We start from the raw sequence: 16309 nt of genomic DNA, 5'->3' as shown, positions 1-16309 counted from the left end.
ATGAGCGTATTCGTTGCATTGTTGCAGGCGCTGGCGCTGTTTGCCGCCGCGCCGCTGCTGTCCGGCATCACCCGCGTCGCCCGCGCCCGTCTGCATAACCGCCGCGGGCCGGGCGTGCTGCAGGAGTATCGGGACATTATCAAGCTGATGGGGCGCCAGAGCATCGGTCCGGATGCCTCCGGCTGGGCGTTTCGCCTGATGCCGTACGTGATGGTCGGCGTGATGCTGACCATCGCCACCGCGCTGCCGGTGGTTACCGTTGACTCGCCGATGGCGGGGCTGGGCGACCTGATTACGCTGATCTATCTCTTCGCCATCGCCCGCTTCTTCTTTGCTATCGCCGGTCTGGATACCGGCAGCCCGTTTACCGCCATCGGCGCCAGCCGCGAAGCGATGCTCGGCGTGCTGGTTGAGCCGATTCTGCTGCTGGGGCTGTGGGTGGCGGCGCAGGTTGCCGGCTCGACCCATATCAGCAGCATCACCGACACCATCTACCACTGGCCCGCCGCGCGCAGCATTCCGCTGATCCTCGCGCTGGCCGCCTGCGCTTTTGCCACCTTTATCGAAATGGGCAAGCTGCCGTTCGACCTTGCCGAGGCGGAGCAGGAGCTGCAGGAGGGGCCGCTGACCGAATACAGCGGCAGCGGTTTCGCGGTGCTGAAGTGGGGGATTAGCCTCAAGCAGCTGGTGGTCCTGCAGATGTTTGTCGGCGTGTTTATTCCGTGGGGGCAGATGACCAGCTTTAGCGTCGGCGGGTTGCTGCTGGCGCTGGTCGTCGCCGTCGTCAAGCTGGTGGCCGGCGTCCTGATTATTGCCCTGTTTGAAAACAGCATGGCGCGCCTGCGCTTTTGTGCCACGTCCCGCGTTACCTGGGCCGGTTTTGGCTTTGCCTTTTTAGCCTTCGTCTCCTTGCTGGCGGCGTGATTTAAGAGAGTTTTATATATGAACGAAGAAAAACCGGGTCAACGCTATCTCGCCGCGCTGCATCAGACCTTCCCGGGCGTGGTGCTGGACGAGGCCTGGCAGACCAACGATCAGCTCACCGTCACGGTGAAGATCAACTATCTCCCGGAAGTGGTGGAGTTTCTCTACTACCAGCAGGGCGGCTGGCTGTCGGTGCTGTTCGGTAACGACGAACGCAAGCTCAACGGCCACTATGCCGTTTACTACGTGCTGTCGATGGAGCAGGGGACGAAGTGCTGGATAACCGTGCGCGTGGAAGTGGACGCCAATAAGCCGGAATATCCGTCGGTGACGCCGCGGGTGCCCGCTGCGGTATGGGGCGAGCGCGAAGTGCGCGATATGTACGGCCTGCTGCCGGTTGGCCTGCCGGATGAGCGCCGTCTGGTGCTGCCGGACGACTGGCCGGACGAACTCTATCCGCTGCGCAAAGACAGCATGGATTACCGTCAGCGTCCGGCGCCGACCACCGATGCGGAAACCTACGAGTTCATTAACGAGCTGGGCAGTAAGAAAAACAACGTGGTGCCGATTGGCCCGCTGCATGTCACCTCCGATGAACCCGGCCATTTTCGCCTGTTCGTTGACGGGGAAAATATTATCGACGCCGACTACCGTCTGTTCTACGTCCATCGCGGGATGGAGAAACTGGCGGAAACCCGGATGGGCTACAACGAAGTGACCTTCCTCTCCGATCGGGTGTGCGGCATCTGCGGCTTTGCCCACAGCACCGCCTATACCACCTCCGTAGAAAACGCGATGGGCATCGTGGTGCCGGAGCGCGCGCAGATGATCCGCGCCATTCTGCTGGAGGTGGAGCGTCTGCATTCGCATCTGCTCAACCTCGGCCTCGCCTGCCACTTTACCGGCTTTGACTCCGGCTTCATGCAGTTCTTCCGCGTGCGCGAGACGTCGATGAAGATGGCGGAGATCCTCACCGGGGCGCGTAAAACCTACGGTCTGAACCTGATTGGCGGCCTCCGTCGCGACCTGCTGAAAGAGGATATGCTCCAGACCCGCCAGCTGGCGCAGCAGATGCGCCGCGACGTGCAGGAGCTGGTGGAGATGCTGCTCAGCACGCCGAACATGGCGCAGCGTACCGTCGGCATTGGCCGTCTCGATCCGCAAATCGCCCGCGACTTCAGCAACGTTGGCCCGATGGTGCGCGCCAGCGGCCACGCGCGCGATACCCGCGCCGACCATCCGTTTGTCGGCTACGGCCTGCTGCCGATGGAAGTGCACAGCGAGCAGGGCTGCGACGTGATTTCGCGCCTGAAGGTGCGCATCAACGAGGTCTACACCGCGCTAAATATGATCGACTTCGGCCTCGACAATCTGCCGGGCGGCCCGCTGATGGTGGATGGCTTCACCTATATTCCTCATCGTTTTGCGCTGGGCTTCTCGGAAGCGCCGCGCGGGGATGATATCCACTGGAGCATGACCGGCGACAATCAGAAGCTCTACCGCTGGCGCTGCCGGGCGGCGACCTACGCCAACTGGCCGACCCTGCGCTATATGCTGCGCGGCAATACCGTTTCCGATGCGCCGCTGATTATCGGCAGCCTCGATCCCTGCTACTCCTGTACCGACCGAATGACCGTGGTCGACGTGCGGAAGAAGAAAAGCAAAGTGGTGCCGTACAAAGAGCTGGAGCGCTACAGCATCGAGCGTAAAAACTCGCCGCTGAAATAAGGAGCCGCCATGTTTACCTTTATTAAAAAAGTTATTAATACCGGCACCGCGACGCACGCCTATCCGCTGGAGCCGATGCCGGTGGATAAAAACTTCCGCGGCAAGCCGGAACACACTCCCCAGCAGTGCATCGGCTGCGCGGCCTGCGTTAACGCCTGCCCGTCGAATGCCCTGACGGTGGAGACTGACCTCGCCGCTAACCAGCTGGCGTGGCAGTTCAACCTCGGGCGCTGCATCTTTTGCGGCCGCTGCGAAGAGGTGTGCCCGACGGCGGCGATTAAGCTCTCGCAGGAGTACGAGCTGGCGGTGTGGAAGAAAGAGGATTTCCTCCAGCAGTCGCGCTTTGATATGTGCCACTGCCGGACGTGCGCGCGTCCCTTCGCCGTGCAGAAAGAGATCGATTACGCCATCGCGCTGCTGGAGCACAACGGCGATACCCGCGCCGGGATGCGCCGCGAAAGCTTCGAAACCTGCCCCGAGTGCAAGCGCCAGAAGTGCCTGGTGCCGTCCGATCGTATTGAACTGACTCGCCATATGAGAGAGGCCAGCTGATGAGTAATTTACTGGGCCCGCGCGATGAAAACGGTATTCCTGTGCCGATGACGGTAGACGAGTCTATCGCCAGCATGAAGGCATCGCTGCTGAAGAATATTAAGCGTTCCGCCTACGTGTATCGCGTGGACTGCGGCGGCTGCAACGGCTGCGAGATTGAGATTTTCGCCACGCTTTCGCCGCTGTTTGACGCCGAACGCTTTGGAATAAAGGTCGTTCCATCGCCGCGTCACGCCGATATCCTGCTGTTCACCGGGGCGGTGACCCGCGCCATGCGCTCACCGGCGCTGCGCGCCTGGCACTCCGCGCCGGACCCGAAAATCTGTATCTCCTACGGCGCCTGCGGCAACAGCGGCGGCATCTTCCACGATCTGTACTGCGTATGGGGCGGCACCGATAAAATTGTGCCGGTCGACGTCTATATTCCCGGCTGCCCGCCGACGCCGGCCGCGACGCTGTACGGTTTTGCGATGGCGCTGGGCCTGCTGGAGCAGAAAATTCACGCCCGTCTGCCGGGCGAGCAGGATGATAAGGCGGCGGAAATTCTGCATCCGAATATGGTCCAGCCGCTGCGGGTGCGCATCGACCGCGAAGCGCGCCGCCTGGCGGGCTATCGCTACGGTCGGCAGATTGCCGATGACTATATGCGCCTGCTCGGCCAGGGCGACAGCCAGGTCGTGCGCTGGCTGGAGGCGGAAAAAGATCCGCGTCTGACCGAGATCGTTACCCATCTCAATCAGGTGGTTGAGGAGGCGCGCATCCGATGAGTGAAACGGTGGTGTTCAGCCAGCTGAGCCGTAAATTTATTGATGAGAACGACGCCACGCCTGACCAGGCGCAGCAGGTTGTCTATTACAGCCTGGCGATTGGTCACCATCTTGGGGTTATCGACTGTCTGGAAACGGCGCTGAGCTGCCCGTGGGACCAGTACCAGGCGTGGATTGCGACCCTTGAAGCGGGCAGCACCGCCCGGCGTAAAATGGAAGGCGTGCCGAAATATGGCGAAATCGTTATCGACAGCAATCACGTGACGATGCTGGCCAACGCCTTTGATAACGCGCAGGTTGCGCAGACGCCGCAGCAGCAGGCGTGGAGCAGGCTGATGCTCAGCATGCTGCATGATATTCACCAGGAAAGCGCCATCTATCTGATGGTGAGGAGACTCCGTGACTGACGTTTTACTCTGCGTGGGCAACAGCATGATGGGCGACGACGGCGCGGGTCCGCTGCTGGCGGAAACGTGCGCGGCAAACCCGACGGGCCGCTGGGTGGTCATTGACGGCGGCAGCGCCCCGGAAAACGACATCGTCGCGATCCGCGAGCTGCGCCCCGATCGCCTGCTGATCGTCGACGCGACCGACATGGGGCTCAGTCCCGGCGCGATCCGCATCGTCGATCCTGACGATATCGCCGAAATGTTTATGATGACCACCCACAATATGCCGCTCAACTATCTGATCGATCAGCTGAAAGAGGACGTCGGCGAGGTGATTTTCTTAGGCATTCAGCCGGATATCGTCGGCTTCTACTATCCGATGACCCAGCCGATTAAAGACGCGGTGGCCGAGGTTTACCGGCGGCTGAACGGCTGGCAGGGCCTCGGCGGGTTTGCTCCGCTGGAAGCGGTGGCGGAGTGAGGTTTCCCCGGAGAGGCGTCAGCGCCGCTATCCGGGGGATTGCCGTTACGCCAGGTCTTCGCCGTTGCTGGCAATGACCTTTTTATACCACCAGAACGACTTCTTGCGCTTACGGTCGAGAGTGCCGTTGCCGGCGTCATCGCGGTCAACGTAGATGAAGCCGTAGCGTTTGCTCATCTCGCCGGTGGAGGCGGCCACCAGGTCAATGCAGCCCCAGCTGGTATAGCCCATCACCGGAATACCGTCTTCGATAGCGTCGCCCATCGCTTTGATGTGCTCGCGCAGATAGCTGATGCGATAGTCGTCGTTAATCTCGCCGTTGGCGTCGATTTCGTCCCGCGCCCCGAGGCCGTTTTCCACGAGGAACAGCGGCTTCTGGTAGCGGTCATACATCATATTCATGGTGATGCGCAGGCCGAGGGGGTCGATTCCCCAGCCCCATTCGCTGGCCTGAATATGCGGATTTTTTAACGACTTCACGATATTGGCCGCGTTGGTATTGTTGGCGTTCATCTCCGCCGAGGCGCAGCGCGAGGCGTAGTAGCTGAAGGAGACAAAATCGACGGTGTTGCGCAGGATCTCGTCGTCGCCCGGCTGTTTGACAATCGTCACGCCCTTCTCGCGGAGCACCCGCGCCGCCCATACCGGCCAGGCGCCGCGCGCCTGCACGTCGATGAAGAGCAGGTTTTCGCGATCTTTTTCCAGCGCCATCCACACATCTTCCGGCTTGCAGGACCAGGGGTAGAAGTTGCCGCCCGCCAGCATACAGCCAACCTGATTTTGCGCGTTCACCTCGTGGGCGATTTTGGTCACCTGGGCGCTGGCAATCAGCTCATGGTGCGCGGCCTGGTACTTCACCTGCTCCTGATTCTCGCCCTCTTCGAACGCCAGGCCGGCGCCGGAGTAGGGACTATGGAGCATGATGTTGATTTCGTTAAAGGTCAGCCAGTATTTCACCAGCCCGTCAAAGGCTTCAAAGCAGGTGCGGGCGTAGTGGGTAAAGAATCCCACCATTTTGCGATTGCGCCAGGAGCCGTATTCGGTCACCAGATGCATCGGCACGTCGAAGTGGCACAGGGTCACCAGCGGCTCGATATTGTGCTTTTTACACTCTTCAAACAGCGAACGGTAGAAGGCGATCCCCTGCGCATTCGGCTCCTGCTCGTCGCCGTTGGGGAACAGGCGGCTCCAGGCGATGGAGGTGCGAAATACGCTAAAGCCCATCTCCGCCATCAGGGCGATGTCTTCTTTATAACGATGATAAAAGTCTATCGCTTCATGGCTTGGGTAGAACTCATCGTCACGCAGCTGAAAGCGCTTCTCCAGCCCCAGCTTAACCGGCAGGCGCCTGGCCCCGTGGGGAAGGGTATCGACGGTAGTCAGCCCTTTGCCGCCCTCCAGATATGCCCCTTCAGCCTGGTTGGCGGCCAGTGCGCCGCCCCATAAAAATCCGTGTGGAAAAGTCGCCATGCGTTACCTCTGTGTCAAAAATTATGTTCAGGCGTGCGATGCTTCGGCCGTCGCCTGGCGCTGTCGGGCATCGGCGGCGGCATCTTCCACCGGGATATCCTCAAAGCCGAGCAGCAGGGTCAGAACAAACGACAGCACCACCGCCAGCGCCATCACGCCGAAGACCCAGACGAGAGTCATGGGATTCGCCGGATCGAAGAACTGGACGCTGGTAAACAGGCCCGGTGCCGCCATTGAATGGCTGGCAAGCCCGGCGATGCCGGCTACCGCGCCGCAGATAAAGCCGCTGATCAGGCTGGCGATCAGCGGGCGCTTGAGCCGTATCGCGACCCCGTACAGCGCCGGTTCGGAGATCCCGGCGAGAATAGCCGACGCCGCCGCCGCCAGCGCCGTCTGGCGCAGCTCCGGGTTTTTCGTTTTCCACGCCACCGCCAGCGAAGAGCCGCCCAGCGACAGGTTGGCGCCGATTTCCGACGGCATCACCATGCCCTCTTTGCCGGTTTCGGCAATGGTCTGAATGATCGTCGGCGTAAAGACGCGGTGCATCCCGGTCATCACCAGCAGCGGCCACAGGGCGCCCATAATCGCCACCGACAGCCAGCCCAGATAGTGATGAATGGTGTACACCAGCGTCGAGATGGCGCTACCGATCCAGATCCCGAGCGGGCCGATCAGCAGAATGGCCAGCGGCGCGGCGATCAGCACGATCAGCATCGGCTTGAGGAAGTTTTTCGTCACCGCCGGAGTGATTCTGTCGACCCAGCGCTCGATATAAGAGAGGCACCAGGTCATCACCAGCGCCGGGATCACGGTGTAGGTATATTTCACCGCGGTGACCGGAATAAAGGCGAACTCGACGTGCTCGCCCTGAGCGGCTTTGGCCATCAGCTCAATAAAGCTCGGATGCACCAGCACCCCGGCGAGGGCAATCGCCAGCGACATATTGGTTTTGAATTTTACCGCCGCAGAGGCGGCGACCATCAGCGGCAGGAAGAAGAATGCGCCGTCGCCGATCGTCGTCAGAATGGTGAGCGTCGGCGCGCCTTTCGGCAGGAGGCCGCTCATCTCGAGGATCATCGCCAGCAGCTTGACCATCGATCCGCCGATAATCGCCGGGATCAGCGGCGACATGGTGCCGATCAGCGCATCGAGGATCCCGGCGCCAACTCGCCTGAAGGTCAGCGGCGGTTTGCCCACGGGCTCCGCCGGGCGCATATCGCCCGGCAGCAGGCCAACGACTTCGCGATAGGCCTGGGAGACGGTATTGCCGACGATCACCTGGCACTGGTTATCGCTTCGCACGACGCCAAGTACGCCTTTCAGCCCTTTTAGGGTCGCGCTATCCACCTGCTCGTTGTCTTTGACCACGAAACGCAGGCGGGTCATGCAGTGGGTGACGGCGGTGACGTTTTCAACGCCGCCAATCGCCGAGACGATCTGCTGTGCCAGGGCTGCATAATTTTTAGACATCGGATTTTATCCTGTTTATCAATGGGGTACTGGCTTTTCACCGCGCCGTAAAGCTGCGTGGCGTCGTGCATATGTAGGAAACCGGTTCCACAAAATCATGATTAGTTTCATCGATTCATACAAGATCTAAAAAAATCAGTTTTCAAATTTGTGATTTTGATCGCTTTGTCGCGAAGAGGGAAAACAGGCCGTCAGCAACGTGAAGGCTGTAAAACGGCAGGGCGTGCAGTACACTGCGAGCATCTTTTGCAACAGGAAGAACAACATGGCAACGATGCTGGAGGTCGCTAAGCGCGCAGGGGTGTCGAAGGCGACGGTTTCGCGGGTGCTATCGGGCAACGGCTACGTCAGCCAGGAGACGAAAGATCGCGTGTTCCAGGCCGTTGCTGAAAGCGGCTACCGGCCGAATCTGCTGGCGCGCAACCTGGCCACCAAAAAGAGCCAGACCCTGGGACTGGTCGTCACCAATACCCTCTATCACGGGGTTTACTTCAGCGAGCTGCTGTTTCAGGTGGCGCGGATGACCGAAGACAAGGGGCGTCAGCTGATTCTGGCCGACGGCAAGCACAGCGCCGACGAAGAGCGCGAGGCGATTCAGTACCTGCTAGACCTGCGCTGCGACGCGATTATTATTTACCCGCGCTTTCTTAGCGTCGATGAAATGGACGAGATCGTCGAGCAGCACGACCGGCCAATCATGGTGCTTAACCGCCGCCTGCGGCGCAACGCCAGCCACTGCGTCTGGTCCGATCAAAAAGCCTCGGCCTTTGCCGCGGTACAGCAGCTCATCGCCCGCGGCCACCGTGAGATTGCGTTTATCACCGGCTCGCTGGATTCACCTACCGGCATCGAGCGCCTCGCCGGCTACAAAGATGCGCTGGCTCAGCACGACATTCCGCTCAATGAAGGGCTGATCGTGAAGGGAAAATGGACGCCGGAAACCGGTGCGGCCGGGGTTGAGACGTTGCGCCAGCGCAACGCCGGCTACAGCGCGCTGGTGGCGAGCAACGACGATATGGCGATTGGCGCGATGAAGCAGCTGCATCTGCACGGCGTGAAGGTGCCGGAGCAGGTCTCGGTGATTGGCTTCGATGATATCGTGCTGGCGCCCTATATGATCCCGGCGCTTTCCAGCGTCAAAATCCCGGTGACGGAGATGATCAAAGAGAGCATTAACCGGCTGATTTTCATGCTCGACGGCGGTGATTTAAAATTCCAGCAAACGTTCCCCGGCGAGCTGATTGAGCGCGATTCTCTTGGCGCAGGCCCCGGCGCCTGAGATCGTCACCTGTCATCGTCAGATGTGACGATGACAGAAATCACCCGATTAATTACCTTTACTATCAATTAGATAATAATTGGAACGTATTATGCATACTCCGGCGCGTAACCTTCTTACTGCTGGAGAAATGGATGAACCGTTTCATTATTGCCGACGCGAGCAAATGCATCGGCTGTCGTACCTGCGAAGTGGCCTGCGTGGTCTCTCATCAGGCCAATCAGGACTGCGCCGCGCTGACGCCAAAATCCTTTTTACCGCGTATCCATGTCATCAAGGGTGTCAACGTGTCGACGGCCACCGCCTGTCGTCAGTGTGAAGATGCGCCCTGCGCTAACGTCTGCCCGAACGGGGCCATCAGCCGCGATAAGGGCTTTGTCCACGTGATGCAGGAGCGCTGCATCGGCTGCAAAACCTGCGTGGTGGCCTGCCCGTATGGGGCGATGGAGGTGGTGGTGCGTCCGGTGATCCGCCATAGCGGCGCGGGCCTGAACGTGACGGCGGAAAAGGCCGAAGCCAATAAATGCGACCTTTGCCATCATCGCGAAGAGGGGCCCGCCTGTATGGACGCCTGCCCGACGCACGCGCTTATCTGCGTTGACCGCAATAAGCTTGAGCAGATGAATATTGAAAAACGTCGCCGTACGGCGCTGGCCTGGTAGGGCGATAGCGGCATGAACGGGGTGAAAATCCGCATCCGCGGTAAGGTGCAGGGGGTGGGATTTCGCCCCTTCGTCTGGCAGCTGGCGCAGCGCTTAGGGCGCCTCGGCGACGTGTGCAACGACGGCGACGGCGTGCTGGTTCGCCTGCTGGGCGACGAGGCGGAGTTTGTCGCCGCGCTGGCCCGCCGCTGCCCGCCGCTGGCGCGTATCGACAGCGCGCAGGCCTCACCCTTTGCCTGGGAATCCCTGCCGGAGGCGTTCACCATCTGCCGAAGCGGAGGCGGAACCATGCGCACGCAGATTGTTCCCGATGCCGCCACCTGTCCGGCGTGCCTGGCGGAAATGAACGATCCGCGGGAGCGCCGCTACCGCTATCCGTTTATCAACTGCACCCACTGCGGACCGCGCTTTACCATTATTCGCGCCATGCCCTACGATCGTCCGTTTACCGCGATGGCGCCGTTCCCGCTGTGCCCGTCCTGCGAAGCCGAATACCGCAATCCGGCCGACAGGCGCTTTCATGCCCAGCCGGTGGCCTGCGAATCGTGCGGGCCGCGGCTTGAGTGGCGCAGCGGGGAGGAGAGCCGCTACGGCGAGGCGGCGCTGCGGGCGGCAACAGACCGGCTTGCTGCCGGGCAGATTGTGGCGATTAAAGGGCTTGGCGGCTTCCATCTCGCCTGCGACGCCGGGAACCCACGCGCCGTGGCAATCCTGCGCCAGCGCAAGCATCGCCCGGCTAAGCCGCTGGCGGTGATGCTGCCGACGGCGGAGGGACTGCCGGCCGAGGCGCTGGCGCTGCTGTCGTCGCCCGCTGCGCCGGTGGTGCTGGTGGATAAAACGCGGATCGACGGCCTATGCGACGATATCGCGCCGGGGCTGGCGGAGGCGGGCGTCATGCTGGCGTCGAACCCGCTCCAGCACCTGGTGCTGCAGGCGCTGGCGCGCCCGGTGGTGATGACTTCGGGCAATCTCAGCGGGCGCCCTCCGGCGCTGGCTAATGACCGGGCGCTGGCGGATTTAGCCGGGATTGCCGACGGATTTTTGCTGCATAACCGCGATATCGTGCAGCGAATGGATGATTCCGTGGTGCGGCAGAGCGGGGAGATGCTGCGCCGTTCGCGCGGCTACGTGCCGGATGCGCTGCCGCTGCCGCCGGGGTTTCACGACGTCCCGCCGCTGCTGTGCCTCGGGGCGGATATGAAAAATACCTTCTGCCTGGCGCGCGGCGATGAAGCGGTGCTGAGCCAGCATTTTGGCGACCTCGGCGATGAGGGCGTGGAGGCGCAGTGGCGCGAGGCGCTGCGCCTGATGCAGGAGATTTACGCCTTCACCCCGCAGGGGATCGTGACCGATGCGCATCCGGGCTATCGTTCGACGCGGTGGGCGGCGTCGATGGCGCTGCCGATCGAGCGGGTGCTGCATCATCACGCCCATGCCGCCGCCTGTCTGGCGGAGCACGGCTGGCCGCTGGCGGGTGGGGACGTCATCGCCCTGGTGCTGGACGGCATCGGCATGGGGGAGGGCGGCGCGCTGTGGGGCGGCGAATGCCTGCGGGTCAACTACCGCCAGTGTGAACATCTGGCGGGCCTGCCGGCGGTGGCGCTCCCCGGCGGCGATCTGGCGGCTCGTCAGCCGTGGCGCAACCTGCTGGCCCACTGTCTGGCCTTTGTGCCGGACTGGCAAAACTATCCTGAAACCCAGGTTCTGCTCCGGCAGGCGTGGCCGCTGGTTGCCCGCGCCGTCGAGCGGGAAATTAACGCGCCTAAGGCCTCTTCCTGCGGGCGGCTGTTTGATGCCGTGGCCTGCGCGCTGGGCTGCGCGCCGACGAGCCTGAGCTACGAAGGGGAAGCGGCCTGCCGGCTGGAGGCACTGGCGGCGACCTGCGAGGGTGTCGATCATCCGGTTAGCCTGCCGTGGCGCGACGGTCGGCTGGATCTCGCCACCTTCTGGCGCCGGTGGCTAGGCTGGCAGGCGCAGCCGGCGCACAAGGCCTGGGCCTTTCACGACGCGCTGGCCCGCGGGCTGGCGGCAATGGCGCGCGACCACGCCGTCAGGCGCGGCATCTCTACGCTGGTGTTTAGCGGCGGTGTGCTGCACAACCGGCTGCTGGTTTGCCGATTGACGTTTTATCTGGCGGATTTTACTCTGCTGTTTCCGCATCAGCTGCCTGCCGGTGATGGAGCGATAGCGTTTGGTCAGGCGGCGGTCGCCGCCGCCCGCCGGCAGGCTCACAGGACACCATCATGATAGTGACGATTTTACGCCAGCAGCCGCGCGCTGCGGCGCTGGTGCTGGGGCTTATTGTAGCCAACCTGATTGCCTGGGTCTGGGCGTGGCAGGCCTTTGGCGACAGCGGCGCGCTGATGGCCGCCAGCCTGCTGGCCTGGGGATACGGCCTGCGCCATGCGGTCGATGCCGATCATATTGCGGCGATTGATAGCGTGACGCGCAAGATGATGCAGCAGGGGCGGCGTCCGTTCGGCGTTGGCGCCTGGTTCTCTCTGGGGCACTCGTCGATTGTGGTGCTGGCCTCCGCCGCCATTGCCGCCACCGCGACGGCGTTCGGCCAGCAGATGAGCTGGTTTCACGATACCGGCAGCGCGATCGGCACCGCCGTTTCGGCGCTGTTTCTGCTGCTGATGGCCTTTATCAACCTGGTTATTCTGCGCAGCGTCTGGCGCAGCTTTCAGGCGTGGAAACGCGGGGAGAAGGTGGGCGATGAGGTAGCGGCGGGCGGCGGGATGATGAGCTGGCTGTTCGGCAAAACCTTCCGCCTGATTAGCCGCAGCTGGCAGATGTACCTGGTTGGCTTTCTGTTCGGCCTCGGGTTTGATACCGCGACCGAGATCGGCGTGCTGGGCATCTCCGCCGCCAGCGCCTCGAGCGGCATCTCTATCTGGTCGATTATGGTCTTCCCGGCGCTGTTTGCCAGCGGCATGGCGCTGGTGGATACCCTCGATAATGTGCTGATGGTGGGCGCCTACGGCTGGGCGTTCAGCAAGCCGCAGCGCAAGCTCTATTACAATATGACCATTACCGGGACTTCGGTGGTGGTGGCGCTGTTTATCGGCGGCATGGAGGCGCTGGGCCTGCTGATGGATAAATTTGCGCTCAGCGGCGGGCCGTGGCGCTGGGTGGGGGCGCTGAACGATAATCTTGGCAACGCCGGCTTCGTGGTTATCGGGCTGTTTGTCGCCTGCTGGGTGCTGTCGGTGATTAACTATCGCTGGCGCGGATACGATAATCTGGCGCAGTAGGTCGGGCCTTTTAATGGTTCGGGGTCCCGGCTCGCGCATTATTCACCAGGGCCGGGAAAGGCAGCTATTTAGATGAGCGTAAAGCCCGTAAATCACCGCCTTCAGATGCTGATTGATCTTCATAACAATCCCGGCCGCCTGAGCCGGGATTTTACCTTAAGGATCAGTCACGGCTTCGTTTCAGGCAATCATAGCGGGGCTTCTCCCGCCGGATGACCGGCAGGTCACCGGTATCGTTAAGCGCCCCGGGGAACGTCTTGATCCACAAATCCATTTTCTTCTTGCTGAAATGAGCCGCGCTTAACCCTTCGGCACAGCCGAACAGCTCCCGGCTGTTCTGGGCGGTGATCACAATGCAATCTGGCATCACTCTGATTTTTATTGGCATACCCGGCGTAAATCCGGCCTGCGAAAGCCAGTCACCCTCGAGCGGGATATAGTCATGCCGCATACGGTCATAAAACTCCGTGCGGCTAAGCGGTTGCGGTGACTCCGCTGTGGATTTATTCTGCAAGTGCTTAACGGATTTTTTACGTAACAGCTCGCAATTTTTACCACTCGTTTCTGATTCATCAGAATCTATTTTGGCAATAGCACTTTCTGGCTTAAAATTCTGCTCAGCCATATTCAACTCCTTGATAGTTGTCTGTGGTTAGCGGTGTGGAGGTGCTGGTAACACTTTCATACCGCGCTCTTTAAAAATCTTCCTGCTTATTCCATCCTTCCGTTATGACAGGTGAGGATTTTATCTGGCTTTATTTATTACACCGTGCTGAATAAAAACACAGTATATATTTCATGGACAGTATTGATTATTGCGAAGGGGATTCAGGAAAGAATATAAGATCATGCAACGTTGCATTATTAATAGGAGTACACGGTACTTTTGTCATGGGTAGCGGCATTGAGGGTATCTATCCGCTGCCTTCTGTCAAGAATGGCGGACTGATGAATACTTCCTTCCACCCTGGATACTGGGGCGAGCCAGAGTACGGGCAACGAGATGAACGGTAAGGCTAAAGGGTATCTATGAGCGAATATCGGACCTAAGACTTTAAAAATTTCTTTCTTTTTTATTGTTGTCATAATCTAATACCACGTCAGTATATTGTGATGTTGAGTTTAACGAAATAATATTGTAAGGGATGTATATGAATTTAGATGCTACAGCTAAAGACTTTACGTGGCCGATTAATGTTGAATATTCATTGGTCGATAACCTATATACGAAAGCAACAATACAAATTGGGCCAGGGATTACAACGCTGGTTGGGCCAAATGGTAGTGGTAAAACTCGAGCACTACGTGCAATAAAATTAAAATTAATGAGTGGAAATATGATGACTGCTCAAAATAGGAAAGTACATTTTCTTTCGGCAGGACGTAGTAGCCCATTTGAATCCTATAGGTCTAGCTCAGATAGTCCTCATGGTGTCAATTCTGGCGATGCAGCAATTGGAAACGTTAGTTACCTTGAACACTGGTGGAATTATGAAAGTGTTACTGGTGACTTAATGGTTTTAGACCGGCGACCTGACCTCAAACTTAAAATTGAAGCACGTTTGCAACAGTTGTTTGATCGAAGCGTTGAACTAAAGTGGTCTCAAAGTGGAATGACTATTAGAATAACATCCCTCACTGGCGGCGATGGCTATGCAGCTAATCACGAAGCAAGCGGAATACTGCAGGTTGTCGCGTTACTATCTGCAATTCATAACGACGAGATAGGCGCATTGATTATCGATGAGCCAGAGATCTCACTACACCCACAACATCAAGCATTCCTGCTTGAAGAGATGGAATTGGTAGCAGGCGATCCCAATAATCCAAATAAAAAGTTGATTATCATAGCAACACATTCACCTTCAATGTTGCCGCTGCGACGAATTGGAGAGTTATCAAAAATAATATTTTTTAACTCAGCACAGCAGATTCCAGCTCAGATCTCAAACAATGCGGACATTCTTAGAAATAAAAAACTGGCTGCATTAATAGCACGCCTTAGCGCTACCCATCGAACAGCTATGTTCGCTGAGCATGTATTATTAGTCGAAGGACCTAGCGACGAAATAATCGTAACACAACTGGCGAGAAAGTTCGGTCTCCGTCTCCTTGCGCGTAACGCTCAGATACTTCCAGTTACTGGTAAGGGAGAATTTATAGAAGCTGCGAAGCTTTTTCGCCTGATGAACAAGCGAGTTAGTTTGCTTGCAGATCTCGATGCTCTAGCTGACGAGAATGATTTAGTGAATTTTTTCAGTGGATTACCAGAAGCTGGGACGATTGCAGACCAGGTAGGGCGAACAAATCTCGCTGATCTTGACAGAGATTTGCGAGTAGCAATTACAACCTTCATTACTGACTTTAAGGAGGAGGTAGATTTAGCGGCTGAAAATTATCTTGATTGGTCAAGTAAAGATTCTGGGGCTGATGCCAAACGTCGCGTGACGTTAGCACGTATTCTTACTGAACCGAAAAGTTTTGGTGCCGAAGCATCATCTAGAGCTGAAAGTCTTAGCAAAAAATACGATGTGCTATTGAAATCGTTACACAATCTTGGATGCTTTTTTTTACGTCGGGGGGCAATAGAGAATTATTATGGAGTGACAGAAGAGATTGGAACAGGAAAGCCAGATCGTGCAGCACTAGAGGCTGCTGGATTTGAAACTCGAGAAACACACGAACTTGCAGCATGCTATGATGATATTTATGCTGCCTTACATTATGCTGCACCAAACCAGCTTGTCGATGAAGATCATCTCCTTCGTATGAAACTCGGTGCTATTTTGACACCAGTGATGCTTGGCATGACATTCAACAGTAGCGATCAACAACTTGATATAATAGCCAGATCTACAATCGGGATTGATGCAACAGTTTTCAAACTAACTAATAAATCTACCGAGCAACACCTTAAGTTTGAAGTTGATATTTCATCACCATTATTTGAACGTGCTGCGTTCCCTTTCGAAATATCTCCATCTGATAATCCAATTACGATTATTCCAAGAGTTTTGCCAGGAATTAAAAAATAAAACGTGAGCGCTGTAGTTTATGTAAATTTATGGTCTATGATCGTTCGCTAATGATATTTTTATATAAGTTAGTAGAGTTGAAAGCATTAGGGTCAAAGAAATCATCAGGGCTGCTACAGCCCTGATGAATCAATTACCCAATCATCTTATTTATTAATAATGTACAATAGACTTCAGTTTATAAAAAGAATTGTGCTTTTCATTTTTAATACCGTTCAGTAGAAATTGATTACAAGGTAGTCCTTAGCTTCTCGCACATCAGGTAAGGTTAAATGATGTCCGCCCGTGGCACTCA

Annotated in this window: 14 protein-coding genes; 11 read left to right on the top strand and 3 right to left on the bottom strand. The window is 57.9% G+C overall.

Going from position 1 to position 16309, the window contains the following annotated elements; genetic code table 11:
- From GO007_RS08715 to hycI, 6 genes are read left to right on the top strand one after another with little or no spacing between them, the layout of a single operon-like run.
- On the top strand, positions 1-924 hold the full coding sequence (locus GO007_RS08715; protein WP_095098469.1) for a respiratory chain complex I subunit 1 family protein: 924 nt from the start codon (positions 1-3) through the stop codon (positions 922-924).
- A gap of 18 nt (positions 925-942) precedes the next feature.
- Positions 943-2652 (top strand): formate hydrogenlyase subunit HycE, encoded by a 1710-nt coding sequence (hycE, locus tag GO007_RS08710; RefSeq protein ID WP_095098466.1) that lies wholly within the window; start codon positions 943-945, stop codon positions 2650-2652.
- 9 nt (positions 2653-2661) lie between these two features.
- Positions 2662-3204: a formate hydrogenlyase complex iron-sulfur subunit gene (locus tag GO007_RS08705; protein ID WP_095098463.1), complete on the top strand. Its 543-nt coding sequence runs from the start codon at positions 2662-2664 to the stop codon at positions 3202-3204.
- On the top strand, positions 3204-3971 hold the full coding sequence (locus tag GO007_RS08700; RefSeq protein ID WP_095098457.1) for an NADH-quinone oxidoreductase subunit B family protein: 768 nt from the start codon (positions 3204-3206) through the stop codon (positions 3969-3971). The genes GO007_RS08705 and GO007_RS08700 overlap by 1 nt, the downstream gene beginning before the upstream one ends.
- Positions 3968-4378: a formate hydrogenlyase maturation HycH family protein gene (locus tag GO007_RS08695; protein WP_095098454.1), complete on the top strand. Its 411-nt coding sequence runs from the start codon at positions 3968-3970 to the stop codon at positions 4376-4378. The genes GO007_RS08700 and GO007_RS08695 overlap by 4 nt, the downstream gene beginning before the upstream one ends.
- The gene (hycI, locus tag GO007_RS08690) at positions 4371-4841 is read left to right on the top strand and encodes a hydrogenase maturation peptidase HycI (protein ID WP_095098452.1); all 471 of its coding nucleotides are present in this window, start codon (positions 4371-4373) and stop codon (positions 4839-4841) included. The genes GO007_RS08695 and hycI overlap by 8 nt, the downstream gene beginning before the upstream one ends.
- 45 nt (positions 4842-4886) lie before the next feature.
- On the opposite strand, the gene GO007_RS08685 is transcribed toward hycI, so the two are convergent.
- Both GO007_RS08685 and ascF read right to left on the bottom strand, forming a co-directional pair.
- Positions 4887-6311, bottom strand: a complete 1425-nt coding sequence (locus GO007_RS08685; RefSeq protein WP_095098450.1) for a 6-phospho-beta-glucosidase — start codon at positions 6309-6311, stop codon at positions 4887-4889.
- Positions 6312-6338: 27 nt separating this feature from the next.
- Positions 6339-7781, bottom strand: coding sequence for a PTS cellobiose/arbutin/salicin transporter subunit IIBC (ascF, locus tag GO007_RS08680; protein ID WP_095098448.1), 1443 nt, complete (start codon positions 7779-7781; stop codon positions 6339-6341).
- 265 nt (positions 7782-8046) lie between these two features.
- On the opposite strand from ascF, the gene GO007_RS08675 reads away from it, so the two are divergent.
- The 4 genes from GO007_RS08675 to GO007_RS08660 all read left to right on the top strand — a co-directional run bounded on the left by GO007_RS08675 (position 8047) and on the right by GO007_RS08660 (position 12979).
- Positions 8047-9060, top strand: coding sequence for a LacI family DNA-binding transcriptional regulator (locus tag GO007_RS08675; RefSeq protein WP_095098445.1), 1014 nt, complete (start codon positions 8047-8049; stop codon positions 9058-9060).
- Positions 9061-9194: 134 nt separating this feature from the next.
- Complete coding sequence (gene hydN / locus GO007_RS08670; protein WP_095098443.1) at positions 9195-9722, top strand: electron transport protein HydN; 528 nt, start codon at positions 9195-9197, stop codon at positions 9720-9722.
- A gap of 12 nt (positions 9723-9734) precedes the next feature.
- Positions 9735-11969, top strand: coding sequence for a carbamoyltransferase HypF (gene hypF / locus GO007_RS08665; RefSeq protein ID WP_095098441.1), 2235 nt, complete (start codon positions 9735-9737; stop codon positions 11967-11969).
- Positions 11966-12979, top strand: coding sequence for a HoxN/HupN/NixA family nickel/cobalt transporter (locus tag GO007_RS08660; RefSeq protein ID WP_095098438.1), 1014 nt, complete (start codon positions 11966-11968; stop codon positions 12977-12979). Before hypF ends, GO007_RS08660 begins: the two co-directional genes overlap by 4 nt.
- Positions 12980-13142: 163 nt before the next feature.
- Here GO007_RS08660 and GO007_RS08655 read toward each other — a convergent pair whose 3' ends face one another.
- Entirely contained in the window at positions 13143-13604 is a 462-nt protein-coding gene (locus tag GO007_RS08655) for a SymE family type I addiction module toxin (protein ID WP_095098436.1), read from the bottom strand.
- A 526-nt stretch (positions 13605-14130) separates the two neighbouring features.
- Here GO007_RS08655 and GO007_RS08650 point away from each other — a divergent pair.
- Positions 14131-16014: an ATP-dependent nuclease gene (locus GO007_RS08650; protein WP_095098434.1), complete on the top strand. Its 1884-nt coding sequence runs from the start codon at positions 14131-14133 to the stop codon at positions 16012-16014.
- Positions 16015-16309: the final 295 nt, after the last annotated feature.

Origin of the sequence: Klebsiella sp. 10-1 (assembly GCF_009758445.1) — a bacterium.
In the GTDB taxonomy this organism is placed as follows: domain Bacteria; phylum Pseudomonadota; class Gammaproteobacteria; order Enterobacterales; family Enterobacteriaceae; genus Klebsiella; species Klebsiella scottii.
This window is presented reverse-complemented; position numbering and strand designations above follow the sequence as displayed.